The 24,508-nt window shown below is 71.9% G+C and carries 21 protein-coding genes and 1 pseudogene; 10 read left to right on the top strand and 12 right to left on the bottom strand.

Annotated features, from left to right (window positions below; all coding sequences use genetic code 11):
* Nucleotides 1-442: 442 nt before the first annotated feature.
* The 3 genes from ACGH7X_RS05470 to ACGH7X_RS05460 all read left to right on the top strand — a co-directional run bounded on the left by ACGH7X_RS05470 (nucleotide 443) and on the right by ACGH7X_RS05460 (nucleotide 3,155).
* Nucleotides 443-961, top strand: coding sequence for a TetR/AcrR family transcriptional regulator (locus tag ACGH7X_RS05470; RefSeq protein ID WP_399882171.1), 519 nt, complete (start codon nucleotides 443-445; stop codon nucleotides 959-961).
* A gap of 125 nt (nucleotides 962-1,086) precedes the next feature.
* Entirely contained in the window at nucleotides 1,087-2,274 is a 1,188-nt protein-coding gene (locus ACGH7X_RS05465; RefSeq protein ID WP_399882169.1) for an NAD(P)/FAD-dependent oxidoreductase, read from the top strand.
* 515 nt (nucleotides 2,275-2,789) lie between these two features.
* On the top strand, nucleotides 2,790-3,155 hold the full coding sequence (locus tag ACGH7X_RS05460) for a VOC family protein (RefSeq protein WP_399882167.1): 366 nt from the start codon (nucleotides 2,790-2,792) through the stop codon (nucleotides 3,153-3,155).
* Between the two features lie 108 nt (nucleotides 3,156-3,263).
* Here ACGH7X_RS05460 and ACGH7X_RS05455 read toward each other — a convergent pair whose 3' ends face one another.
* Nucleotides 3,264-3,803: a DUF1697 domain-containing protein gene (locus ACGH7X_RS05455; protein ID WP_399882165.1), complete on the bottom strand. Its 540-nt coding sequence runs from the start codon at nucleotides 3,801-3,803 to the stop codon at nucleotides 3,264-3,266.
* Nucleotides 3,804-4,134: 331 nt separating this feature from the next.
* Between ACGH7X_RS05455 and ACGH7X_RS05450 the strand changes: the two genes are divergently transcribed.
* Both ACGH7X_RS05450 and ACGH7X_RS05445 read left to right on the top strand, forming a co-directional pair.
* Entirely contained in the window at nucleotides 4,135-4,815 is a 681-nt protein-coding gene (locus ACGH7X_RS05450; protein ID WP_399882163.1) for a response regulator transcription factor, read from the top strand.
* Nucleotides 4,816-4,934: 119 nt separating this feature from the next.
* Nucleotides 4,935-5,951 (top strand): annotated as a pseudogene (locus ACGH7X_RS05445) (sensor histidine kinase); the annotation flags it as partial.
* Between the two features lie 46 nt (nucleotides 5,952-5,997).
* Here the strand turns inward: ACGH7X_RS05445 and ACGH7X_RS05440 are convergent.
* Nucleotides 5,998-7,590 carry an aromatic amino acid ammonia-lyase gene (locus ACGH7X_RS05440; protein ID WP_399882161.1) on the bottom strand — a complete coding sequence of 531 codons (1,593 nt, stop codon included), beginning with the start codon at nucleotides 7,588-7,590 and terminating at the stop codon, nucleotides 5,998-6,000.
* A gap of 62 nt (nucleotides 7,591-7,652) precedes the next feature.
* Between ACGH7X_RS05440 and ACGH7X_RS05435 the strand changes: the two genes are divergently transcribed.
* The 4 genes from ACGH7X_RS05435 to ACGH7X_RS05420 are packed head-to-tail and all read left to right on the top strand — an operon-like array spanning nucleotide 7,653 to nucleotide 13,247.
* Nucleotides 7,653-9,227 carry an NAD(P)-binding domain-containing protein gene (locus ACGH7X_RS05435; RefSeq protein WP_399882160.1) on the top strand — a complete coding sequence of 525 codons (1,575 nt, stop codon included), beginning with the start codon at nucleotides 7,653-7,655 and terminating at the stop codon, nucleotides 9,225-9,227.
* Complete coding sequence (locus ACGH7X_RS05430; protein WP_399882158.1) at nucleotides 9,224-10,294, top strand: alpha-hydroxy acid oxidase; 1,071 nt, start codon at nucleotides 9,224-9,226, stop codon at nucleotides 10,292-10,294. Before ACGH7X_RS05435 ends, ACGH7X_RS05430 begins: the two co-directional genes overlap by 4 nt.
* On the top strand, nucleotides 10,288-11,667 hold the full coding sequence (locus tag ACGH7X_RS05425; RefSeq protein ID WP_399882156.1) for a cytochrome P450: 1,380 nt from the start codon (nucleotides 10,288-10,290) through the stop codon (nucleotides 11,665-11,667). The genes ACGH7X_RS05430 and ACGH7X_RS05425 overlap by 7 nt, the downstream gene beginning before the upstream one ends.
* Entirely contained in the window at nucleotides 11,664-13,247 is a 1,584-nt protein-coding gene (locus ACGH7X_RS05420; protein WP_399882154.1) for an MFS transporter, read from the top strand. The genes ACGH7X_RS05425 and ACGH7X_RS05420 overlap by 4 nt, the downstream gene beginning before the upstream one ends.
* A 15-nt stretch (nucleotides 13,248-13,262) precedes the next feature.
* Here the strand turns inward: ACGH7X_RS05420 and ACGH7X_RS05415 are convergent, their stop codons facing one another.
* From ACGH7X_RS05415 to ACGH7X_RS05400, 4 genes are all read right to left on the bottom strand, one after another.
* Entirely contained in the window at nucleotides 13,263-14,714 is a 1,452-nt protein-coding gene (locus ACGH7X_RS05415) for a class I adenylate-forming enzyme family protein (RefSeq protein WP_399882152.1), read from the bottom strand.
* Nucleotides 14,707-16,251, bottom strand: a complete 1,545-nt coding sequence (locus ACGH7X_RS05410; protein WP_399882150.1) for an NAD(P)-binding domain-containing protein — start codon at nucleotides 16,249-16,251, stop codon at nucleotides 14,707-14,709. The genes ACGH7X_RS05415 and ACGH7X_RS05410 overlap by 8 nt, the downstream gene beginning before the upstream one ends.
* A gap of 83 nt (nucleotides 16,252-16,334) precedes the next feature.
* Nucleotides 16,335-17,210, bottom strand: a complete 876-nt coding sequence (locus tag ACGH7X_RS05405; RefSeq protein ID WP_399882148.1) for a haloalkane dehalogenase — start codon at nucleotides 17,208-17,210, stop codon at nucleotides 16,335-16,337.
* 30 nt (nucleotides 17,211-17,240) lie between these two features.
* A complete protein-coding gene (locus tag ACGH7X_RS05400) occupies nucleotides 17,241-17,744 on the bottom strand; it encodes a pyridoxamine 5'-phosphate oxidase family protein (protein WP_399882146.1) in 504 nt (167 codons plus the stop codon).
* A 76-nt stretch (nucleotides 17,745-17,820) separates the two neighbouring features.
* Here ACGH7X_RS05400 and ACGH7X_RS05395 point away from each other — a divergent pair, with 76 nt between their 5' ends.
* Nucleotides 17,821-18,426, top strand: a complete 606-nt coding sequence (locus ACGH7X_RS05395) for a TetR/AcrR family transcriptional regulator (RefSeq protein WP_399882144.1) — start codon at nucleotides 17,821-17,823, stop codon at nucleotides 18,424-18,426.
* Here the strand turns inward: ACGH7X_RS05395 and ACGH7X_RS05390 are convergent.
* The 6 genes from ACGH7X_RS05390 to ACGH7X_RS05365 are packed head-to-tail and all read right to left on the bottom strand — an operon-like array spanning nucleotide 18,413 to nucleotide 24,452.
* The gene (locus ACGH7X_RS05390) at nucleotides 18,413-19,639 is read right to left on the bottom strand and encodes a beta-ketoacyl-[acyl-carrier-protein] synthase family protein (protein WP_399882142.1); all 1,227 of its coding nucleotides are present in this window, start codon (nucleotides 19,637-19,639) and stop codon (nucleotides 18,413-18,415) included. The genes ACGH7X_RS05395 and ACGH7X_RS05390 overlap by 14 nt on opposite strands.
* Nucleotides 19,636-19,896, bottom strand: coding sequence for an acyl carrier protein (locus tag ACGH7X_RS05385; protein ID WP_399882140.1), 261 nt, complete (start codon nucleotides 19,894-19,896; stop codon nucleotides 19,636-19,638). The genes ACGH7X_RS05390 and ACGH7X_RS05385 overlap by 4 nt, the downstream gene beginning before the upstream one ends.
* Nucleotides 19,860-20,906, bottom strand: a complete 1,047-nt coding sequence (locus ACGH7X_RS05380; protein ID WP_399882138.1) for an NAD-dependent epimerase/dehydratase family protein — start codon at nucleotides 20,904-20,906, stop codon at nucleotides 19,860-19,862. The genes ACGH7X_RS05385 and ACGH7X_RS05380 overlap by 37 nt, the downstream gene beginning before the upstream one ends.
* Nucleotides 20,903-22,483 (bottom strand): AMP-binding protein, encoded by a 1,581-nt coding sequence (locus ACGH7X_RS05375; RefSeq protein WP_399882137.1) that lies wholly within the window; start codon nucleotides 22,481-22,483, stop codon nucleotides 20,903-20,905. The genes ACGH7X_RS05380 and ACGH7X_RS05375 overlap by 4 nt, the downstream gene beginning before the upstream one ends.
* Nucleotides 22,480-23,436 carry an alpha/beta fold hydrolase gene (locus tag ACGH7X_RS05370; protein WP_399882135.1) on the bottom strand — a complete coding sequence of 319 codons (957 nt, stop codon included), beginning with the start codon at nucleotides 23,434-23,436 and terminating at the stop codon, nucleotides 22,480-22,482. Before ACGH7X_RS05370 ends, ACGH7X_RS05375 begins: the two co-directional genes overlap by 4 nt.
* Nucleotides 23,430-24,452, bottom strand: coding sequence for a 3-oxoacyl-ACP synthase III family protein (locus ACGH7X_RS05365; protein WP_399882133.1), 1,023 nt, complete (start codon nucleotides 24,450-24,452; stop codon nucleotides 23,430-23,432). Before ACGH7X_RS05365 ends, ACGH7X_RS05370 begins: the two co-directional genes overlap by 7 nt.
* Between the last annotated feature and the right edge of the window lie 56 nt (nucleotides 24,453-24,508).

The raw sequence follows: 24,508 nt of genomic DNA, 5'->3' as shown, positions 1-24,508 counted from the left end.
CGACCTGCCGGCGCCGGGACTCGGCGAGGAACGGCGGGCGCCCCCGGTACCGGCGCGGCAGCCGTCGGCACGGCGCGCGCGCCGGAAAACCCGGCGGCGGTCTGGACCCGCGGCAGGGCTGCGTCCACGATGGTCGCATCGGGCACCACCATCAGCCGTACGACGGCGATCACGGCGGGAGCCGTACCGCTGCGGTGCGTCACTGTGGTGCCGAGGCCGTCAGGGAGGACGCGTCCAGCTCGGTCATCGGTACCCTCGATCCTCAATAAGGCACTTGTGAGTTCCCTATGCGGGGACCCTACCGTGCGGCAAATTAGGAACGCAAGTGTTCACTCGTCGCTCGGATGGGGGATCCATGACAGCTGACGCCCGGTCACTCGCGGTTGCAGGCACACCGTTACGCCGCCGGGGGAAGGCCCTCGAACAGGCCATCTTCCACGCCGTGATCGAACAGCTGGCCCATGTCGGCTACGCGGGCCTGACCATGGACTCGGTCGCCGCGACCGCGCACACCGGCAAGGCCGCGATCTACCGTCGCTGGTCCAACAAGGCCGAGCTGGTGGTCGACGCCCTCGACAACACGCTGCCGTCACCCGACGAACTCCCCGAGGGCGACAGCGTCCGTGAGGACCTGATCGAGCTCATGCGCGAGAAGGCCGCGGTGCTCAACTCCCCGGTCGGGCGGGCCGTGCGGAGCCTGCTCGCCGAGATCGACCTGGACCGGCCGTTCATGGGCATCGTCAACGACCGGGTGATCGCCCCGCGCCAGGACGTGTTCTGGCGGATCCTGGAACGCGGCACCCTGCGCGGCGAGGTCCACGAGGGATCGATCAGCCCCATGGTGGTCGATATCGGCCCCGCCATGCTCGTCCAGCGCTTTCTCAGCGAACCCTCGCCGGTCCCCGACGACCTGCTCGTCTCCGTGGTCGACGACCTGATCCTGCCGCTGATCCGACCGTAGCGGCCGGCCCGCCGCGGGCGCGCTCAAAAGTGGGCGGTCCCGGACCCCGCGGCTGCGTACGGTCGGACCCGCAGAGGGCGCAGCGCAGACTGCGCGCGCCCGACCGGTGCGGGAGGTGGCTCGTCGTGGAGTGGGACGTGATAGTGGTGGGCGCGCGGAGTGCGGGCGGCCCGACAGCCATGCTCTTCGCCCGGCAGGGCTACCGGGTCCTGCTTGTCGACCGGGCGGCTGCGGGCACCGACACCCTCTCCACGCTGTACATCCAGCAGCCCGGTGTGTCCCGCCTGGAGCGCTGGGGCCTGCTGGACGCCGTCAAGGCCACCGGCTGCCCGCCGCTCGGCCGGACCGTCTACGAGATCGAGGAGGTCCGCCTGGCCGGCTGCGCCAGCCCGAACGGCACGGTGCACGCCTCCTACGCCCCCCGCCGCCCCCTGCTGGACACGATCCTGGTCGAGGGCGCGGTGGCCGCCGGCGTCGAGTTCCGCGACCACTGCGGTGTCGGCGAGCTGCTGGTCGAGGACGGCCGGGTGGCCGGGGTGCGCTGCACCACCCCCGGCGGCGGGACCACCGTCGAACGCGCCCGGCTGGTGGTCGGTGCCGACGGCATGCGCTCCACGGTCGCCGAGCTGGCCGGCGCCCGCACCACCGTCGAACACCCGCGGCTGACCTGCGCCTACTACACCTTCTGGGACGGCCCGAAGACCGACTTCGAGCTGTACGAGGGCGAACGCGGCTGGGTCTCCGCCGTCCCCACCAACGACGCGGTGCTGATCTCCGCCTACTTCCCGCAGGACCGCTTCGAGGAGGTCCGCACCGACGCCTTCGCCGCCTACCGTGAGGGCGTCAAGGTCAACGCCCCCGCGCTGTTCGCGCAGATGGAGCGGGCCGAGCAGACCGAGCGGCTGCGCGGCACCGGCGACCAGCGCAACTTCTTCCGGGAGACCTCGGGCCCGGGCTGGGCGTTGGTCGGGGACGCCGCCCACCACAAGGACTCGATCACCGCGCGCGGCATCGGCGACGCCTTCCTGCAGGCCGAGTTGCTGGTCGAGGCGGTCGCCGACGGCCTCCACGACGAGCCCCGGCTGACCGCCGCCCTCGAGGCCTACGGCACCCGCCTGCTCCAGGAGCTGACGCCCCCGTACCAGGGCACCCTGCTGGTCGCCCAGGCCGACGCCCGCGACAAGCGCCTGGCGCTGCTGCGGGCGGTCGGCACCAGCCCGGACCTCACCCAGCGGTACTTCGACACCGTGGCCGGGGTGCGCCCGGTCTCCGAGCTCTACACCCCCGAACTGCTGGCCCTGCTGCAGGGCTAGCGGCCGGCTGCGGGTGGAGCTTCTCGCCCTGCCAGATCAGCGCCGCGACCTTGACCCTGTTGACCTCGGACCACCTGCCGGCCGTCCTCCTGGGGGTGAACCGCTGCAGCCACCAACCGTCGTCGAACTGGCCCCTCTGGCCGTCGATCCAGCCGTGGCAGAGCGCCACGTCAAGGGCCTGCACGTAATCCAGCGCGACCGATCCGGGGACCTTCATGCGCAGCTTGAGCCAGATGCCGTCAGAGGACGCGTGGCTTTCGGCGAGCCAAGTCTTGAACGCTTCGGCCGAGTCGAATGAGAGGATCTCCAAGTCCTGAGGCACCCCAGAAGTGAACCACCCCGAGTAGGCTCCGATTCGACGATGGGCGGCCTCGAATATTGCCCTTTGTTCGCGGCCACGGTAGTTCTGACGTACTGTCATTATCGGCTTGTCGGTCCTCGACCCGAGCCGACGGAAGTCGCCCGTCTTTCGGCTGCTTCCGAATCCATGCACCCTCCGAAGAAAGGGTTTCGGTGTGCCCGCGCTGACCAAGTACTACGGTGTCACTCTCGACTGTTCCGACCCGACCCAGCTGGCCGAGTTCTACACGGAGCTCACCGGCCTGAAGATCTCCTACAAGTCCGACGACTTCGCGGGCCTCGACGGCGACGGCGGCCCGGCAATGGGATTCCAGAAGGTCGCCGACTACCAGGCCCCGCAGTGGCCTGGTCAGAGCATCCCGCAGCAGTTCCACCTCGACTTCTCCGCCGAGGACCTGGACGCCGCTGAGAAGCGGGTGCTGGAGCTCGGTGCCGCCAAGGCGGAGACCCAGCCCGGCGGCGAGCGCTGGAGGGTCTTCCTGGACCCGGCCGGCCACCCGTTCTGCATCAGTCAGGGTTGACCCACCCGCCCTACGGGCCCGCCGCGACCGCGGCGGGCCCGTGCCCATGCCTGTGCCCGTGTTCGTACTCGTGCCCGCGCCGGATGCGCGTCCTTGCCCGTCGGCCCGTCAGGAAGCCATCGTGTGCAGGGCGTTGACGGACCTCCAGTTGCGGGTGGTGGCGGCGATGCCGAGCCGACGCTCGATGAAGGTGTTGTTCAGCTTGGTCCGCCCGTAGCCGCCCGGCACGTGCAGGTGGATCTCGTCACCGGCCAGGGTGAATTCGGCCGTCTCCCCGGCGGGCGTCTGCAGTGCGGCCGCCTGCTCGGCGGTCGGCCGCCCGGCGAGGAAGGTGACGTGCAGCTTGGCCGGGTCGTCCTCGCGGTCCAGGTACGGATTGGCCGCGACCGTCCGGGCCAGCGACTCGCCGCTGCGCAGCAGCACACCGGCCGGTACACCCAGCCCGTCGGCGAGGCGCTTCTCGATCCGCTCCCGCAGCTCGCCCGGCGCGGCATCGGCAGGGTCGGCGAACACCACGTTCCCGCTCTGCAGGTACGTCTGGACCTCGTCGAAACCCATCTCGCCGAACAGCTCGCGCAGATCCTTCATCGCGATCTTGGCGTGGCCCCCGACATTGATGCCGCGCAGCAGTGCGACGTACTTCGTCATGCTCCCCACCGTCCCATACGCCTGAGGCGCGGACAAGGAGAAACGGCCACGTGGGAGGCGGCGTTCGACGAGGCCGTCCCCGACGTCGCCCGGGCCGAAGGACGCGGTACTCCGGCGGACCGGCCGTACAGCCGCAGGTGCGCGGCACCGCGTGCAACGGCACCACCCGCGCGAGCGGAAGTGGGTCGGGCCGAGAAGGGGGTGCGGGGCGTACGCGTGGACGGAGACGATGCGTTTACGCGGACAGCTCACGAGCCCCTCCCGACCGGGAACCCCATAGCGTACAACGGCGTTGACTGGTGTTGCGGGGAGGGGTGAGGAGACTGAGACGGTGAAGCAGAAGCGTACGAGGGAGCCGTGGCGGCTGTTGCTCGTCGAGGACGACCGGGAGCTGGCCGTCATGCTCTGCGAAGTGCTGCGAGAAGAGGGGTACGCGGTCGACGTCGCGGCCGACGGCCACCGGGGCCTGCATTTCGGCCTCACCCGGCACTACGACGTGCTCGTCCTCGACCGGCGCCTGCCGGTGCTGGACGGCATCGACCTGCTGGGCCGGCTGCGGTCCAGCGCGATCCGCACACCGGTGCTGCTGCTCACCGCGATGGGCACCGTGCACGACCGGGTCGACGGGCTGGACGCCGGCGCCGACGACTACCTGGTCAAGCCGTTCTCCCTCGACGAACTCAGCGCTCGGTTAAGGGCGTTGTGCCGCCGCGCGCTCGACAGCACCGATGTACTGAGGATCGGCTCGGGACATCTGTACGTCGGTCCCCGGGAGGTCGGGCTGGCTGACGGCGAGCGGATCACCCTCGCGGCCCGCGAGTTCGAGCTGCTGTGGGTGCTCGCCTCGCACCCGGAGACCGTGCACTCGCGAGAGCAACTGCGCCGGACGGTGTTCGAGGAGGCGTCCGCCTCGTCCCTCGTCGACACCTATGTCTACTACCTGCGCCGCAAGCTGGGCCGGCAGATCGTCCGCACGGTCCGCGGAGTCGGGTACCGCCTGGGGGCGTTGTGAAGTCGTCGGCGGACGCGGAGTGGGCGGCGGTGCGCAGGGCGCGGCTGCGGATCGCCGTGATCACCGGGGCGATCATCACGCTGCTGATCACGGTCGCCGGCGGCGTCTCGCACACGGTGATGGTGGGAGCGCAGAACGACCAGGTGTGGCGGGAGCTGCGCTACGGCGCGGCATACGGCGACCTGTCGAGCCCGCCCGTGTGCACCTGGCTGTACGCGCCCGGCACCACTCCGCTGGCGAACGCCCCCTCCGGTTTCCCGGTGCGGGCCGACGTGGACCGGGTGCTCAAGACCCACGAGCCCGTGGAGCGCACCGTACGGCGCAACCACACGCAGTATTTGGTGCGTACGCAGCTCCGGGCCGACGGGAAGCCCGTGCAGGCGGTGTTCGACATGCGCTTCCAGCTGGCCGACCGGGATCACCTGTGGACCGCGCTGGGCGTCGCCGAGTTGGTGGGGCTGCTCGCCGCGGCCGTCACGGGCGTGGTCCTCGGGCGCCGGGCCGTGGCGCCGCTGGCCGAGGCGCTCGCCCGGCAGCGGCGGTTCGTCACTGACGCCAGCCACGAGCTGCGCACCCCGCTCACCCTGGTGCACACGCGCGCACAGGTGTTGGTGCGGCAGGCGGCCGCCGAAGAGCTGCCCGGCCCGCATCGTGAAGGGCTGATCCGGCTGGTCGGTTCGGTCGGCCGGCTCGGCGACGTGCTGGACGACCTGCTGCTGTCGGCCAGCCTCGCGACGGGCCCGGCACGGCGGTCGGAGCACCGGCCGGTCGATCTCGTGGCGTTGGCCCGGTCCGTGGTCGCCGAGGAGTCCGACCGGGCCCGGGAGGGACGCCTCACCGTCGCCGTGGAGAGCCCGCCGCATCCGCTGTCCGTCGACGGTGTCGAGTCCGCGCTGCGCCGCGCCGTCGGTGAACTGCTGTCCAACGCGATCACCCACACCCCCTCGGGCGGGCGGATCGAGGTGAGTCTGACCCGCTCAGGCGGCACGGTCGGGCTGTCCGTCTCGGACACCGGACCCGGCTTCGATCTCGCCGGGACGGAACGGCTGTTCCAACGCTTCCACCGCGTCGGGGACGGCGGCCGGTACGGGCTGGGGCTCGCGCTGCTGAGGGAGGTCGTCACACACCACGGCGGCACGGTCGCCGCAGCCGGCCGACCGGGGAGCGGCGCCCGGTTCACCATCACGTTCCCGGAGGGCGGACGCCGGCCCGCGCCTGGCCCGGCACGTCCGGTCGGGGCAGGTCGCGGGTGGCGAGCAGGCGTGCCGCGGCGCGGACATCCGCGTCCAGCGGACGGTCCGGATCAACGGGCGGGATCAGATCGATGAGTGCGTCGAGGAGTTCGGCGCACTCGGGGGCGGTGGGACGCCGGGCGCCGACGTGGACGGTCTGACGCAGACCGAGTGCGAGCGAGCCGCACAGCAGACCGAGCAGTTCCGCCATGTCGTAGGAGCGCAGGGCCGCCTGGGTCCCGAACGGCACGACATCCTGGTTGTGCAGGTTCGTCGGCAGGCTCTGCATACCGGCCGGTGTCGCGGCCCGGCGGATCTCCGCCACGAACGCGGTCGTGGCCAGCTGCACACCCTGCAGGCCGTGCTGGGCGCCCGGCACGGTGGCGAGCATCGGCGGCAGGCCACCGTTGCGTGCCGGGTCCATCAGCAGGTCGAGCTGGCGTTCGGCGAGGTTGCCCAACTGGGCCATCACGGAGGCGAGCAGGTCGGCCGCGAACGCGGCGGGCTGGCCGAAGAAGTTCCCGCCGTGCACCACCTTGCCCTTCCCCTCCGTCCCCTTCCCCGGCGTCCCCCTTTCCGCGTCGTCGTGGAAGAACAGCGGGTTGTCGCTGACGCCGGCGACATCCGCGGCGACCACACCCCCGACGTAGCGCAGCGCGTCCTCGGCCGCGCCGAGCAACTGCGGGGAGCAGCGAACGCTGTACGGCTCCTGCAGCGGCCGGGTGCCGGAGGGGATGGTTCCGGTGAGTGTCCGCCGCATGCGCGCGCCGACGTCGATCGCGCCGGCGTGGCCGTAGGCACGCAGCAGGTCCGCGTCGAGGAAGCCGGGGTCGCAGCCGAGGAGGTCGGCCAGCAGACAGGTGAGGGCCATGAGTGAGCGGTGCGCCGCGCGGACGGCGTCGTGGGCCAGTGCCAGGGCCGCGGTGGTGACGGAGGTGCCGTTGACGAGGGCGAGCGCGTCCCGGCCGTCCAGGGCGAGCGGGCGCAGCCCGGCGGCGGTCAGCGCCGCGGCGGCCGGCATGCGGCGGCCGTCCACATAGGCGTGTCCCCGGCCACGCAGTGCCTGGGTGGCGTAGGCGAGCGGAATCAGGTCGCCGCTCGCCCCGACCGAGCCGTAGCGGGGGACGGCGGGCCCGAAGGTCGTGGCGAACATCGCGGCGAGCCGGTCGACCACCTCGACGGACACGCCGGAGAACCCTTGGGCGAGGGACCAGGTGCGCAGCAGGAGAGCGGCGCGGCAGATGTCCTGGGGCAGGTCCGGTCCCTGGCCCGCGCCGAGGTGCGCCAGGGTGTTGTCGCACTGGTCGGCCTCGTCGGTGCGGCCGGCGTACCCCACGAGCGCGCCGAATCCGGTGGTGGCGCCGTAGATCGCGGGGGCCTCACCGCCGTCGCCGTGCCGCAGGTCGTGGAAGAGGCGGCGGCCGCGGTCCAGGCGAGACCGGGCCGAGTCGTCCACGGTGACGGTGAGCGGTGCCGCCGCGCGGAGCAGGGCGGCGGGGTCCAGAGGGCCGGTGAGTGAGACGCTGTCCGTGGTGGTGAGCACGTCCGAAAACGTAGGCGGGGAATCTCAGAGCGCTCTGAAATCCGGTGGATAGCTTCCGGACCATGACCCATGACTATCTGATCATCGGAGCGGGGCCCGCCGGACTGCAACTCGCCGCCTTCCTGGAGCGGGACGGCGCGGACTACGTCGTTCTGGAGCGCGGCAGTGGTCCGGGCACGTTCTTCACGCGGTTTCCCCGGCACCGCCATCTGATCTCGAACAACAAGGTGCACACCGGGTACGACGATCCGGAGCTGCGGCTGCGGATGGACTGGAACTCCCTGCTGAGCGACGACCCGGAGCTGCTGTTCACCCGGTACAGTCCCCGCTACTTCCCGCCGGCCGACGACCTGGTGCGCTACCTGTCGGACTTCGCCTCCCGGACCGGGGTGCGCGTGCGGTACGACACCGAGGTCGAGAGGGTCTCCCGCGATGACGAGGGGTTCATCGTCACCGACCACACCGGAAGGCAGTGGCGGACCCGGCGTCTGGTGACCGCCACCGGGATGCCGCTGCCGAACCTGCCGTCGGTCCCGGGCGTCGAACTGGCCGAACGCTACGACACGATCGACACCGATCCGGAGTCCTACACCGACCAGCGGGTGCTCATCCTCGGGCGGGGCAACTCCGCCTTCGAGACGGCCGAGAACCTGATGGAGACCGCGGCGGTCATCCACGTCGTCGGTTCGGGCTCGCTGAAAATGGCCTGGCGATCGCACTACGTGGGACACCTGCGCGCGGTCTACAACAACTTCCTGGACAGCTACCAACTGAAGTCGCAGAACGCTCTCCTCGACGGCCGTGTGCTCGCCATCCACCGGGACGCGGACGGCTTCCGCGTCCCCGTCGCCTTCGAGCGGGCCGACGAGGTGGTCAAGGATCTCCGCTACGACCGGGTGATCGTCGCGACCGGATTCCGGTTCGACGCCTCGGTCTTCGACGACACGTGCACGCCGGAGCTGATCGTCGACGGCCGCTTCCCGGCGCTGACGCCGCTCGGCGAGTCGGTCAACGTACCCGGCCTGTACTTCGCTGGAACGCTGATGCAGGGCCGCGACTTCAGGAAGTCCACGACCGGCTTCATCCACGGCTTCCGCTACACGGTGCGGGCCCTGCACCGGGGGCTGCGGCAGCGCCACCACGGCGAGCCCTGGCCGGCGACGGTACTCGGGGACGCCACGGAACGGGCCGTCGACGCGGTGATCGCCCGCGTCAACCGGTCCTCCGCGTTGTGGCAGCAGTTCGCCGTCCTCGGTGACCTGCTGCTGTTCGCCCCGGACGGCACGCTGCGCTACGCCGAGGAGGTTCCCGTCGACCACGTGCCCCACGCGGTGCGCGCCGGGGACTTCGGCGAGGCCGACGCGTACGCGGTGATCACCCTGGAGTACGGGGCGGACCACGACTCGGTGGACCCCTTCGACGTCACCGCGGGTCGCAAGACCCAGCGGGACGTGGCAGGCCTGGATGGCCGCTATCTGCATCCGGTCGTGCGCTGGTACCGGGACGGTGCGTTCGTCGCCGAGCACCACATCACGGAGAACCTGGAGAACGAGTGGGACGACGAGGAGGTCCACCGCGCCCCGCTGCGCGCCTTCCTCGCCGCACACCGGACCCCGGCCACCCCGGTGGCGTCGTGACACTCCGCGAACTGCACGAGAGGGCACGCGAGGTGCTGGACCCGGTTCACTACGACTACGTGGCGGGTGGTGCGGACGAGGAGCGCGTTCTCGCCGGCAACGAGCGGGCGTTCGACCGGTACGCGCTGCTGCCGAGGGCGCTGCGCGGCGGCGAGGAGCGGGACACCGCCGTCGATCTGCCGGGCTCGCGGCGGGCGGCGCCGGTGATCGTCGCACCGACCGCCTTCCACCGGCTGTTCCACCGGGGCGGCGAGCGGGCCACGGCCCGTGCCGCCGCGGCGGAGGGCGCCGTCCTGGTGACCGGGACGGCCGCGACCACCGCGGTCCCAGACGTCGTCGCCGCGGCGCGCGAGGCGGCCCCGGACCCGGCCGTGTGGTTCCAGCTGTATCTGCACCCCCGCCCAAAGGTCACCGCGGCGCTCGTCCGGCGCGCCGAGGAGGCGGGCTGCACGGCGCTCGTGGTCACCGTCGACTCGCCGGTCTTCGGCCGGCACACCAGGGACCTGCGCAACGGCTTCACCGACCTGCCGCCCGGCTACGCCGCGGAGAACATGCGCGACCTGCCCGGCACCGCGCCGGGCGCGCTCACCGCCATCCCCATGTCCCCGGCGGTCGGCTGGCCCGACTTCGCCGAGACCGTGCGCGGTACGTCGCTTCCCGTGCTGGTCAAAGGCGTACTGCATCCGGACGACGCACGGCTCGCCGTCGAGCACGGCGCGGCCGGAGTGATCGTCTCCAACCACGGTGGCCGCCAGTGCGACGCGGTCCCGGCGGCCGTGGACTGCCTGCCCGCGATCGCCCGTGTGGTCGCGGGCCGGGTGCCGGTCCTGCTCGACGGCGGGGTGCGCCGGGGCAGCGACGTCGCCGTGGCGATCGCGCTGGGCGCGGCGGCCGTCGGCGTGGGACGCCCCGTCGTGTGGGGCCTGGCGGTCGAGGGGGAGGCGGGCGTACGGCACGTCCTGGCGACGCTGCGCGAGGAGTACGACCACACGCTTGCCCTGTGCGGCGGGCGCCGGAACGCCGACCTGACGGCCGACATGGTCGTCCGGAAGGGTGGGACGTGGTGAGGAGCAGGGCGGCACAGGACGCGTGGTGGCTGCCGCGCGGGGTGGTGGCGTTGCGCGTGCGCATCTTCGAGAAGGTCAACGGCGACCGGGTGGTGACCCTGCCCAACGCCACGCACGGACCCGACGTGTTCGAGCGGGTCTACGCCCATCCGGCCGCGGACGGGCGCAGTGAGGGGGCGGGCCTGTCCGACCTGTTCTGGTACTGGCTGGCGCCGGGCCCCGAGGTGCACCAGGAGCACCTGGAGCCCGGCGAGCGCTACGAGGACGTGGCCGCCACGACGCGGCGCATCGTCGCCGGCGGCTCGGCCGGGCTCACGGCGGCGGCCGGCCGCGCCGTCGCCGGTGTCCTGAACGCGGTGCCGGACGACCGGATCAGTCTCGTACGGCTGCGGGACCTGGTGATGCCCGCGTGGGCCGCGTTCTGCTACGAGCTGGTCTTCGCGGAACCGTGCCCGCCGCGCGCCCGGGATCTGATCACCGCGCACGCCAACGACGTGATCACGGCCCTGAAGTGCACCGGTCTGCGCCATCCGCGGCGCCGGGCCGCGCTGACGGCCTATCTGCGCGACCGGGTCGCGGCCGGCGACGTGGCGCACCGGCTGCCGGCCTCCCTGTCGCCGTCGGAACAGGTGCACTACCTCCAGGGGACCTTCTTCAACACGGCGGTCGTTCAGCTGTCCGAGGCGACCGCGCACGTCCTGCTCGCCCTCGCCCACCACCCGCGGGTGCAGGAGCGTCTGGCGGCAGACCCCGAGGACGACCGGTACCTCACGCAGGTGCTCGACGAGACGATGCGCCTGTACCCGCTGTTCGGCATCGCCCACCGCATCACCACCGGGGAGATCCCGCTCGACGACACGACCGTGCTGCCGGCCGGCTCCGTGGTGTGCTTCAGCTACCCCGACTACCACGCCACCGGCTACGAACGGCCCGACGAGTTCGACCCGGACCGCTGGTCCCGGCTGGCCGCCAAGGACGCCCACCACATCCCGTACGGCGTGGCGGCGAACCGCCCCTGCCCGGCCTGGCGGCTGTCGCCGCTCGTGCTGCGCGCCGCGGTCCGCGAGGTGCTGGGCCGGTTCCGGCTGGACTCGACGGCGTCGCACACCCGCTCCATTCCGCACCGGGCGCCCTGTCTGCTGATTCCGCGCGGCCTGCCTCCCGAGCCGCCCCGCCTGAGCGCGCTGCGGAGCTTCGTCCGGGTGCGGGACCGGATGGAGGACGTCACCCGGGGCGTACGCCAACTGGTGCTCGGCACGGTCATGGTGCTGCACGCCCGCCGGCAGCGTCCGGCGGCACGCCACTTCGAGGAGCGGCGGACCGGGCACTGTCCGGTCGCCCACCCGGAACGAGGGAACGGGGTGGGGACTTGACGCTGCCCGCGCAGTCGGCTCCGCTGATACCCCGGCCCCTGGTGTTCTGGACCGGTGTCGCGCTCACTTGCGCCGGTGTCGCCCAGCATCTGTGGATGTTCATCGACTCCGCGTCCATGGGATTCCACCTGGCCATGATGGGAACGTCGTGGGTGATGTGGGTCGCCATGGCCGCCATCGTCGTGGGCGTGGTGATCTCCGGGGTCGCGGTCGTGCAGCCTCCTGGAGCAGGTCCCGCGGCCGCCCCCGCTTTGGCCCGGACGACCCCGGCGGACCGGCACCGCCTCATCGCCGTGCTGAGCTTCGCGCTGATGGTGGATCAGATGAAACCCGCCACTCTGGCGTTCATCCAGCCCGGTATGCGTGACGAGTTCCACCTCAGCGCCGCCGAGGTCTCGTGGTTGCCCACCGTGGCGCTGAGCGGCACGGTACTGGGATCACTCGTGGGGGGCCGTGCCGCGGACCGGATCGGGCGCAGGGCCACGATCCTGATCGCGTCCCTGCTCTTTCTCGGTACGACGGTGTGCGGCGCCATGCCGACGTTCAACGGCACCCTGGTCATGTGCGCTCTGATGGGGATGGCGGCCGGAGGCATGCTGCCCGTCGTGTACGCCCTGATGACGGAGAGCCTGCCGCCCGGCCGGCGCGCGGCCATCATGGTGCTCCAGGCCGGGCTCACCACCACCGGCGGCTACATGGCGGCCGCCGGACTGGCCGCGGTGCTCATCCCGCTGACCGGGTGGCGCGTCCTGTGGTTCGCGCAGCTCCCGCTGGTCCTGATCCTGATCGCGCTGAACCGGTGGATTCCGGAATCGGCCGCCTTCACCGTCCGGCAGTCGCAGTCCGGGCGCGTCCCCGCCGCCACCCTGTTCAAACACCCCCAGACGGCGAAGACGCTGGTCGTCAGCGGCTACGCACTCGCCTGGGGCCTCGTCTACTGGGGTTTCATCACCTTCCTGCCCAGCCAGTTGGAGGCGGCGGACCAGCACGGCATGTCCGCCGCCACGCTGCTGTTCGTCTCGTCGCTGCTGTCCATCCCGACCTGCGTGGTGGCCGCCTGGCTCTACATGCGGTGGTCGGCGAGAGGCACCATGGTCGTCTACGCGGCCCTCACCGTCGCGGCCCTGCTCGCGCTGGCCGCCGTCGGGACGGACGGCAGCCGGCCCGTCCTGCTGACCGTCGTGATACTGCTGTTCGCCGGAACGGCCGGTGTCATCGCGCTCATCGGCCCCTACACGGCCGAGATCTACCCCACGGCCATCCGGGGGACCGCCGGCGGCTGGGCCGCGGCCGCCGGCAAGTCCGGCGGGGCCTTCGGGCCCCCGCTCATCGCGCTGGTCCTGTCCGCGCCGGGAGGCATGCGCACCGCCGCGGTGTTCGTCGCGATCCCCATGGCCGTCGCAGGGGCCGCGGTGGCCGTCCGCGGAAGCAACCCGCACGACGCCGACCGGCACCCCGAAGGCGCTGCCCGACTGAACGCCGAACTCGACGATCTGGTGCACGGCGAAGCCGTTCCCGCCGAGCGGACCACCACGGCGACGCCCGCACCGGGGGAGCCGGACGCGGCCGGCAGTCCCTGAACGGACCGTGCCCCGCTAACTCTCCGCCGTCAGACGCCGTTTGTCGGGCTTCCCGGCAGCCGTGAGCGGCACCTCGTCGAGGAGGGTGAGGCGGCTCGGGGCGCAGGCCTCGCCCAGGTCCGCCGCCACCAGGGCGCTCAGTTCGCCGAGGTCGGGGGTGTGTCCGGCGGCGGGCACGACGAAGGCGTGGACGGCCTCGCCCGTGTCGTCGTCGGGCACGGCGACGACGTACGCCTCGGCGACCGCGGGGTGGCCGGCGAGCAGCCGCTCGACCGGTCCGGCGTAGTACACGTTGGCGTTGACGATGATCACGTCGCGGATCCGTCCCGTGAGCCACAGCCGGCCCGAGGAGTCGAGCCGGCCGAGGTCGCGGGTGCGCACCCACCCGTCGGAGAACACCTCGGCGGTGAGGGCGGGTTCCTGCCAGTAGCCGGAACTCTGCGACGGGGTACGGGCGAAGAGTTCACCGTCGGTGCCGGGCGGGAGCGCGCGGCCGGAGGCGTCCCGGACCTCCAGGTCGACGGGCGGCACGCCGAGGGAACCGGGCGGATCCTGCGGGGTGGCCATGGAGATCATGCCGGTCTCGGTCTGTCCGTAGCCGTGGAAGACGACCGGGCCGAGCACCTCGGCGGCCTCCCGCAGTCGTCCCGGCTCCAGTGGTGACCCGGACACCATCAGCGCGCGCAGCGCGCCGAGGTCCACGGGCGACTCGCGCAGGCTCGCCACGAGTTTGGTCAGCCGGGCCACCGTGATGACGCTCGCGGTCGCCCGGTGGCGCACCAGGGCATCGGGGAAGGCCGGCGGGTCGGCGGTGACGAGGGTGCCGCCGGCGGCGAGTGCCAGCAGCCCGTACTCCATCATCACCTGGCTGGCCAGGGTGCCGAACACCAGGAACCGGTCCAGGCGTTGGGCGAGTTCGCGGACCGCGGGCGGCCAGGCGTCCGGCCGGTGCGCCCAGCCCGCGGTCATCGCCGCGTAGGTCTGGGCGCACGCCTTGGGAACGCCGGTGCTGCCGCTGGTGTGCAGGAGCCGGGCGACGTCCCCGGGCCGTGCCAGGACCCGGGGCCGGACGCCGTCGTCCGGCGCCGACAGCAGGTCGTCGAGGCCGAGGACGAGCCCTGCCCCACGGGTTCCCGGGCCGTCGGGCCGGTCGGTGATCCTTACTCCGACGCCCCGCAGGAGGTGCTCCCGCTGACGCCCGGTCAGGCCGGGACGCACACCGACGACCCGGGCTCCGACGACGTGGGCGGCGACGATCGCGGCGAACGCCCCGGGGCCGACCCCCAGCAGCATGGCGACGCCGTCGCCGGGCCCGACGCCGTGGCGCCGCAGGCCGATCACCGCGCGGCGCACCATGCCGAGGAGCCGGGCTCCCGAGACCTCCCGGCCGCCGTGCTCGAACACCGTGCGCTCGCCCGCCGCGTCGAGGAGGTCGAGTACGGGGCCGGGGAACGGCTCCTCAGTCAAGGCACTCCTTCACGAACGCGGTGAGCGGCTGCCGGTGGACGGCCGGCAGGTCCCAGTCGTTCTCCAGGTTCTCCGCCAGGTGATGGGTCCCGGCGAGCACGCCGTCCCGGTAGTGGCGGACGACGGGATGCAGATACGTGGAGTCCATGGCGTGGTCGACGTCGTTCTCGACGACGCGCGGGACGCCGACGTCGAACGGGTCGATCTGATCGTGCTCCGGTCCGTACTCCAGGTCGACGACGAACCGGTGCGGGGCGGGGCCGAGACCGCCGTCGGTGACGTAGTCGAGCGGGACCTCCTCCTGGTACAGAACCCGGTCGCCGTCCACGCCGACCACGTCGCCGAGGAACCCGAACTGCTGCCACAGGCCCGACGAGCGGTTGACGCGGTCGATGACGGCGTCGGCGATCGCCTCGGGTGTCGCGGTGAGCGTCCGGGCCGGCCACGGTGTGCCGAGGTGACGGGCGCCCAGGATGCGGTGCAGGGCGCGCGCCGAGTAGCGGAAACCGTGGATGAAGCCGTTGGTGGACCTCTTGAAGTCCCGCTGCTGCGTCAGGGTTCCGGCGAAGTAGAGGTCCGGTACGTTCACCGACTCGAAGGCGGAGGTCTGCTCGGGGAACCGGTCGTTGATGACGAGCGCGGGGCGGCAGGTGTCGTCGAAGACGGACGCGTCGAAGCGGAAGCCCGTGCACACGACGATCCGGTCGTAGTGCAGTTCGCGCAGCGGCTCCGTGGTCCGGGTGTAGCGGAGCAGCACCCGGAAGCCGCCGTCCGCGGACTCCTCGATGCTCTCGACGGTGCCGTCGAGGACCGCGTTCTGCGACTTGAGCTGGTAGGTGTCCAGGAAGTTGTTGTTCACCGCGCGCAGATGCCCGACGTAGTGGGTCTTCCACGCGAGTTTGACCGAGTGCGGGCCCGCGACGTGGATCACCGCGGCCTTCTCGATGAGGGAGTCGGCGGTTTCGAACGCGGAGTTCCCCTTGCCGATGATCAGCACCCGCTGGTTGGTGAAGGAAGCCGGATCGGTGTCGAAGGTGTCGTACCGTTCGGCGAGTTCGACGCCCGGGACGGGTGGCTCGTTGAGCCGGGAGAGGCCGGTCGCCACGACGAGCCTCCGGGCCCGCCAGGTACGTCCACCGGCGTCGAGGACGGTGAAGACGCCGTCCTCGCGGGATATCCGTACGGCCTCCGTCCCGTACTCGACGCGGACGCCGGTGCGGGCCGCGAAGTCGGTCAGATAGCGCACCCAGTCGTCGGCGTGCGGGAAGTAGCGCTCGGTGTACCGGGTGAAGAGCAGTTCCGGGTCGTCGCTGAGCAGCGAGTTCCAGTCCATGCGCAGGTTGAGTTCCGGGTCGGTGAAACCCGTGTTCACCTTGTTGTTCGAGATCATCTGACGATGGCGGGGATACCGGGTGAAGAACGTTCCCGGTCCGCTCCCGCGCTCCAGGACGACGTAGTCGCACCCGTCGCGCTCAAGCAGAGAGGCAAGTTGAAGTCCGGCCGGTCCGGCCCCGAGGATGAGGTAGTCGCGCACCATGGGCCGGGAGGCTAGTGACGCGAAATCAGAAGGCTCTGAGATTGGGCCGTCTGGGAGCCCGACGCCGGGCAACGCTCAGGGGTTCAGCCCCGGGCGGGCAGCCCGTGGTGGCCTGCCCATGCGCTGATCGCCGCGGCCAGCTCCGCGGGGCGGTCCTCCGGGGAGTGGTGGCCGGCGAGGCCGTGACGGGACACCTCCAGGCCCGCGATGTTCTCCTCGCACCAGGCCACGGCCCTCCGGTCGGTCATCGCGCCCGGGCCCGGTTCGAATGCGGCGAGCAGCTTGGGTACCTCGGGGCTGGTGGCCAGCCAGGCATCGAAGCGTTCGATGCGGGACACGACGTCGGCCGGCTCACCGTCCAGCGGCATCATGCGCGTCCACTCCAGTACCGGGCGGCGGCTCTCGGGGGTCGGGAAGGGGCGGCGGTAGACCTCCAGGTCGGCCGGGTCGAGGGGGGTGGCAAGCGTGTCGGGAAGACCCTCGATGAACAGCGACTTCTCCAGAACCATCTCCTCGCCCACCCCAGGGGTGCGCAGGAGCGTGAACAACCGCCGCCCGGCCGTGGGGAACTCGTCGCCGACCAGCGGCTTGACGATCGTCTCGGTGAAGGCGAGGCCGCGAACGCTGCCCGGCAGACGGGCGGCGCGGTCGAAGGCGAGAGCGCCGCCCCAGTCGTGGCCGACCAGGACGGCTTCGGCAAGGCCGAGGGCGTCGAACCAGGCGTCGAGGTAGCGGGCGTGGTCGTCGAAGGAGTAGGCGAGGTCGGGCTTGCCGGAGTCACCCATGCCGATGAGGTCGGGGGCCAGCAGGCGGCGGCCCGGCGCGGCCACACCCGGCAGGACGTTTCGCCACAGGTGGGAGGAGGTGGGATTGCCGTGGAGGAAGACGAACGGCAGCCCCTCGGGGTCGCCGGACTCGCGGTAGTGCAGGGTGGAGTCGAGAATCGGGAGCGTGGGCACGACGCTGTCACTTCGCTTTCGGTACGGGGGTCAGAGGCTGAGACTCAGGAACCGGTCGACGACGATCTCGACCACGACCAGGTCCTGAGGGGCGGGCGGGGCCGCGCGGTAGCGGACGGTGTAGCGGCGGACTGCCTCACAAACCCGAGCCGGGTCGTCGGTGACGGTGGCTCGGCCTTCGAGGGTGGCCCAGCGGAAACCGTCCGCCTGGCAGAGCGCGGCACGGGCCGTCGCCCCACCCGCCAGCACGTTGCGGGCCTTGAGGGTCTGTGCCCGGGTGGTCACCCGGGCCAGGCCGGTTGCCGCGTCGAAGGTGAAGCGGACGGGGGTGACGTGCGGGGTGCCGTCAAGGCGGAGGGTCGTGAGGGTGGCGATCCGGGGGAGTGCCAGAAACTCCCTCGCGGAGGCCGGGAGTTCGACGGGCCCGTGGCTCGCTTCTCCTTCAGGGCCTCGATCCGGATCGGCTTGGCGATGTTCGGCCGTGCGGCTGTGGTGACGACGCCCGTGGTCGGCGCCGAAGATCTCGATAGGCATGGTGTCGGGTCGTCCCTTCGTGCGGTGGCCGGAACTCCCTTGACTGTGCTGATCACGCAACGCAGGCTCAACGCTGATGAATAAGGACACCCCCGCCTCCGGCCGCGCCCGGGGCCGCCCTCGCGGCAACCCTCCGATCCGCGAGTCGATCGTCTCGGCGGCACACACGCTGTTTCTGGAGCGTGGCTACCGGCGCACCACCCTGCGCGCGGTTGCCGGGGCGGCCGGGGTCGACCCGGCGCTGATCGGGTACCACTTCGGTTCGAAGAAGGGCCTGTTCGCGGACGTGATGCAGTTCCAGTGCGCCAACGCGCTGGCGGTGGACGACGTTCTCGACGGAGATCGGGCCACCCTCCCCGGGCGGCTGGTCGACGCGGTGACCGACCTCTGGGAGGACGCCGGCTTCGTCCAGCTCACGGCCCAGGGCGACGAGGCCGCCGAGGTCATCCGCGAGTACCTGGAACACGAGCTGCTGGCCCGGCTTGTTGAATTTCTCGGCGGCCGGGACGCCACCGCCCGCGCCACTGCCGTGGTGACGGTCCTCGGCGGACTCATCTACACCCGGTACCTCAACCCGCTTCCCACCCCCGCCGCCCTCAGCCCGGTCGAGACCCGCCGCGTACTCACCCCGGTACTGCGCGCGGCGCTGACCCCGCCGCGCACCCCGATCAGGCGGCCCTGACCAAAGCGAGGGCGACGTTGTGACCGCCGAAGCCGAAGGAATGGCTGACGGCTGCGCGGATGTCCTGCCGGCGTGGTCGTTTGGTGACACAGTCGATGTCGAACCCGGGTGCCGGAGCTTGCAGGTTGGCGATCGGTGGCGCCGTGCGGTGCTCCACGGCGAGTACGGTCAGCGCCGCCTCGACGGCCCCTGCCGCGCCCAGACCGTGGCCGAGTACGCCCTTGGACGAGGTGACGCTGGGGCGGTGCGGCAGCACGCGGGCGATCAAAGCCGCCTCCCCGGCGTCGTTGAGCGGGGTGGAGGTGCCGTGCGCGTTGACGTGGTCGACATCGTGTGCGGCCAGCCCGGCCTGTGCCAGCGCGGTGCGCAGGGCCGACTCGGCACCGCCCGCTCCTGGGTCCGGAGCCGTGGGGTGGTGGGCGTCCGAGGTGCTGCCGCAGCCCACCAGCCGGGCACGGGAGCGGGCGCCGCGGGCAGCGGCGTCTTCCACGCGTTCCAGGACGACGACGCCCGCGCCTTCCCCCAGGACGAAGCCGTCACGGTCGACGGCGAAGGGCCGGGACGCCTCGACGACCGCGTCGACACGCCGGGACAGGGCGCCCAGGCGCCAGAAGCCGGTGGTCACCAGGCGGCTGATCGCCGCTTCCGTGCCTCCGGCCACCGCGATGTCGCACTGGCCGGACACAAGGAGGTCGCGGGCCACGGCGATGGCGGTGGCGCCGGAGGCGCAGGCGGTGGCCGGTGCGAGACCGGGGCCGCGGGCCCCGAGGTCGATGGACACCTCGCCGACCGCCATGTTCGGGAGGATCTGGGAGACGGTGAGCGCCGAGACCATGTCGGCGCCCAGTTCCTCCAGGCGCCTGGCCTGCTCTTCGTGTACCGCGCCTGCTCCGAGCCCGCAGCCGACGACGACGGCGACCCGAGCACCGTTCCAGGTCCTGGGGTCGAGGCCGGCGTCGTGTACGGCCTCCCGGGCCGCGAGCACTGCGAGCTTCGCGTCCCGTGACATACGCCAGGCGGTCCGTCCGATGCGCTGGTCCAGGGCGTCGCAGGAGAGAGGGACACGGCAGGAGAAGTCGACGGGCAGGCCGGCGAGCGCCGGGTCGGGCGCCGCGGTGCTCACGCCGCGGCAGACCGCGCTCCAGGTGGCGTCGGCGTCCTCTCCGCCTGGGGTGATCAGACCGAGACCGGTGACGGCGACGGGCGCCGTCATGAGGGTGCCACCGTCTTGGTGCCGGCCGAGCGCAGGGCGTCGACGTGGTCGGCGACCTCGGCGACGGTGCGGCCGGGAGCGGTGTACTCCTTGCTGATCCTGACCGCGAGGCGTTCGTGCAGGATGAGCACCAGCTCCGTCAGGGCCAGGGAGTCCAGGCCCAGTTGCTCCAGCGTGGCCTGCGGATGAATGACGTCCTCCGGGACACGGAAGGAGCCGGTCAGGACGGAACGGAGGGTGTCGTAGGTGTCGGGCACGGCGAGTCCTCGCTGTCGTCGAAGGCGGACGGGGTGGTCCGGGTGAGTTCCGCGAGGCCGGCCTCGAACCCGATCGGCGGTTCGAAGGACAGCTCGCGGCGTGCTGCGGTCAGGTCGAAGTAGTGCGGTTGCAGCAGTTCCGCCAGCAGGAAGCGGCTCAGGGCCCGAGTGCGCGTGCTGCGGACGGTGCGCAGGCATGCGTCGCTGACGGCGGCCGCGGCCGTCGCCAGACGTGGTGGGACGGCGCACCACCGGGCGTTGATGTCCGCTGCACGCAGGAAGCGGTGGGCGATCTCGCGCAAGGGGCGCGGATCGCCCTGGCCGATGAAGTAGGCGCGACCGCCGGCCTCGGACGACCGCTGCAGGCGGTCCAGGGCGAGAAGGTGGGCGTGGGCGGCGGTGCGGACATGCGTGGTGTCGACGAGATTGCCGCCGTCGCCCGGCATCAGGAGGCGGCCTGCCCGTACGGCGCGCGCCAGGGCGGGGGCGAAGTGGGGGTCGCCCGGGCCCCAGATGATGTGCGGACGCAGCGAGACGGTGGCCAGCTCCGGGCCGTGGGCCGTGAGGACCAGGGCTTCGCCGGCGGCTTTGCTCTGGGGATAGGCGGCCAAGTGGCCGGGAGGACGAGGCAGGTCCTCGGTGACGCCTTCGAGGCCACCGGGCCGGAAGGCGACGCTGGCGGTCGAGGTGTGGACGAGCCTGCGCACCCGGTGGGCGCGGCACTGTTCGATCACGTTGCGGGTGCCGACGACATTGGGGGCCCAGTAGAGCCGCATCGGGCCGCTGACCCCGGCCAGAGCCGCGTTGTGGATGACGGCGTCGCACCCGGCGACCGCGCGGGAGACCGCGTTCGCGTCGGCGAGATCGCCCAGGTGCTGCTGGATTCCCAGCTGTTCCAGAGCCGTGCTGGGGCGGCGGCAGAGAGAGGACGTGGCGATGCCGCGTCCCGTCAACTGGCGGCAGATCTCCAGCCCCAGAAAACCGCTTCCGCCGGTGACCAGTACCTTCATCGCGTCCTCCTGCGCAGGCGCTTGGCGGCCCAGTCCGCCAGCCGTGGACGGTCGATCTTGGAGTTGTGCCGGGGGTCGGTGGGAAAGCCGGGATGCAGGAGCAGGACGTCGATGCGGTGCCCTTCCGGATGGCCTCTCAGGGCGGTGCGTACGGCTTCCAGGGCCGCGGTACGGGGGGTCGAGGGCATGGGCTCCACGCACAGGACGGGCAGCCGGCATACGGCCGTGCCGACGCCGACCAGAGCGGTGCGGCGAATGCCTGGAGCGGTGTCGGCCGCGGTCTCGACGTCCTCGGTGGTCATGGTGGAGCCGGCGGTGGTGACCAGGTGGGCCTTGCGGCCGAGGAACCACAGCCGGCCCTGGTCGTCGAGCCGGCCGAGGTCTCCGGTGCGGTGCAGTACGCCATGGCTGGTGACGCTCTTCGTGGCGGCGTCCGCGTCAGGACGTGCGTGGTAGGCGGGGCTGACGGTGGGACCGGCGACGGCGATCTCTCCGAGTCCGGTGGGGTCCGCGTCCACGATCCGGGGGTGGACGCCGGGCAGCGGTCGGCCCAGGCACGTACCGGCCTGCCCGGCGGGCGGCCGGATGCGTGAGGTCCGCAGGTCGTGGTCGTCGATCGCGGAGACGGGCAGGCACTCGGTGGCGCCGTAGACGCTGAGGATCTCGGCGGCGTCCGGCACCGCCTTGCGCAGCGCTTCGGCGAGGTGGGGACGGAGCGGGGCGCCGAAGGAGAGGATCTGCCGGACCGAGGGCAGGGCGATGCCGTGACGGGCGCAGTGACCGGCGATCAGGGTGAGTACGGCGGGCGAGGCGACGATCTTGGTGACTCGGTGCTTCAGGATCGGCTCGACGAGTTCGTTCGGCGATGTGCGTGCCGGGGACAGGTGGTTCACGGCCGGGACGAGGGTGGTCAGGCCCAGGAGGGGGCCGAGCATCGCGATCGGAAGGAATCCCGCGAGGAGTACGTCCTCGGGCCGGGGAGCCAGCAGCGTGGTGAGCGCGTCGAGTTGTCCCGCCAGGGTGGCGTAGCGGTACTCCGCGCCTTTGGGACGGCCGGTGGAACCGGACGTGAAGGCGATGACGGCCAGTTCGTCACCGCCGGGCTCCCGTGGTTGCGGGACCGGGACGCCGCCGCCCGGCGCTCGGGTCGCCAGATGCCGGCCCGGAGCGAGCGGCAGCGGCCGGCCGGTGACCAGGGAGATGCGGACGTGGGGGCGGCCCCACCCCAGGACCAGGCGTCCGAGCTGGGCAGGCGGTTCGCCGACGAAGACGTCCGGCGCGATGTCCTGGAGGCAGCGGCGCACCTCGGCGCGAGGTTCGATCAGGACGGGTACGGCGCCCAGCGAGCACAGGGCGTACACGACGACGGTGAGGTCGTAGGCGTCGCGGGTCATCACGACGGCCTTGTGACCGGGCCGTACACCGGCCCGGTGCAGGGCCCCCGCGGTGCTGTGGCACCCCTGCACCAGGTGGCCGCGGCTGATCGTCCGCGAGGTCCCCTCGCGGCAGCGGATGAGAGCGGTGGCGTCGGGCCGGTCGGCCAGGCGGGCGACGAGGCCCGGGACGGTCGCGGTCATCGGGTTCCTCGCAGGAAGTCGCGGACGCGGTCACCGAGTTCCGCGGCGGCGTCCTCCATCACGTAGTGTCCGGCCTCGGGGAACCGGTGGACGCTTGCGTGGGGACAGCGGCGGGCCCACTCGTCCAGCAGATCCGGGGTGAACACCGGATCGCGCATGCCCCAGCAGATGAGCATGGGCAGGGCGGTCGGACCGGCGTCGGTGCCGGGCGGTTCGAGCAGCCGCCACACGGGATCGGCGTTGTCACGAGGGATGGCACGGACGGCGTCGGTGACGGCCCGGCGCTCGGCGCGCCGGGCGACGGGCCGGAGGTAGGCCCGGCGCTCGGCCGGACGCAGGGGGTGGTGCACCCCGGCGCGCACCGCGGCGCGCGCGAAGCCGTTGGTGAGGTGCACGACGTCGGCCACCCGTGGATGGTCACGGATCCACCGAAGGTAGAACGGCAGCCGGAAGTCGCTGGGCCAGGGGAAGGCCACGGTGTTGCAGATGACCAGACGGGCCACGACTTCGGGGTGCCGCAGGGCCCAGGCGATGCCGAGCGGTCCGCCCCAGTCGTGCAGGACGAGCGTCCAGCCGCGCTCGGGCAGCCCCTCGTTTTGCACCAGGTGCCGGTGGAGGAGGTCCAGGTGGTCCAGCTGGGCGCGGTAGGGGTCCGAGATCCCGGCGGCCGGCCTCAGATGCCGGGACAGACCGAAGCCCGGCAGGTCCGGTGCCAGGCAACGGGCATGCGGGGAGAGCCGGTCGACCACTTTGCGCCACGCGTAGCTCCATGACGGATTGCCGTGCAGGAAGAGCACCGGCTCCCCGGAGCCGAGGTCGACGTAGTGCTGTCCGGTGGCCGGCACCCGCCGCCAGTACCGAGGTGCGGGGTAGCCCGGCATCAGTCGTTCCAGTGCTGCGGCACGGTCCGTCGCGCGGAGTGCCGGCGTACGGCCGGCCTGTGCGGTCACCATCGGACGAGAGCCAGCCCGAAGCTGAAACCGCTGGCCACGCCGATCATCGCCACGACGTCCCCGTCTTCGACGCGGTCGGCTTCCCGCGCCTTGACCAACTGCAGGGGGAGTGAGGCCGCCGCACAGTTGCCGTGTTCGGCCACCGCGGGCATGCACAGGCTTTCGGGCAGGGAGAACATGTCGAGCATCTGTCGGTATTGCGGCATCGCGATCTGATGGAAGGCGACGAAGGCGCCGGCGCGGGCGGCGGCAAGCTCGTTCCCGGCAACGGCCAGGGTTTCGGGAAGCACGTCGAGCAACCCCTGACGCAGGTCGCCGTTCAGACGCAGCGTGGTGTGGTCGTCGTGGACGGAACGCTGGTGCATGGTTCCTCCTCCGGACACGGTGCAGGCTTCCCAGGCGGCGGAGTTGCTGACGAAGCGCATCGCGACGACGCCCGGGCCGTCCTCGCCCCCGGGCCCGGCCCTGAGCACCATCGCGGCGCCGGCGTCGGACGCGGTGTAGCCGGGCAGGGCTCTGAGCAGTGCCTGCCGGTCGGGGACGTTCCAGCGCGTCACCAGCGAGCCGACCTCTCCGCAGGCGATCAATACGGTGCGGTAGCGGCCGGTCGCGATGAACGAAGCGGCCGTCTCCATGGCGTTGAGGACGCTGTTGCAGGCGTTCTTCACGTCGAACACCGGGCAGGTGGCGCCCATCTTGGCGGCCACCAGGTGCGACGTGGCAGGTTCGATCAGGTCCGAGGCGGTAGCGGCGAACAACAGCAGATCGACGTCGCCGATCCGTAGGCCCGCCTCGTCGAGTGCCTTGCGGGCGGCCGCTACGGCAAGGTCGGAGGCGTCCTCTCCCTCGCCTCGCACATGGACTCCGCGCACTCCGGTGAGATCTTCGAGCAGGCCGGGTGGCGGTGCGTAGTCTCCGCTCTTGGCGATCTTCTCGCGGATCTCGTCCATGGTCCGGTAACGGGTCGGCAAGTGGGCGGCGACGGCTGCGATGCGGGCACGGGCGGGTTCGGGCACCGCGCAACCGTAGCGACGCCTTGTCGTCCGGCGGACCGAAAATTCGGCTGCTGAGC

This window comes from Streptomyces sp. BBFR51, assembly GCF_044591655.1.
Taxonomy (GTDB): Bacteria; Actinomycetota; Actinomycetes; order Streptomycetales; family Streptomycetaceae; genus Streptomyces.
The sequence above is the reverse complement of the archived record's forward strand: the minus strand, read 5'-3'. Positions and strand labels throughout refer to the sequence as shown.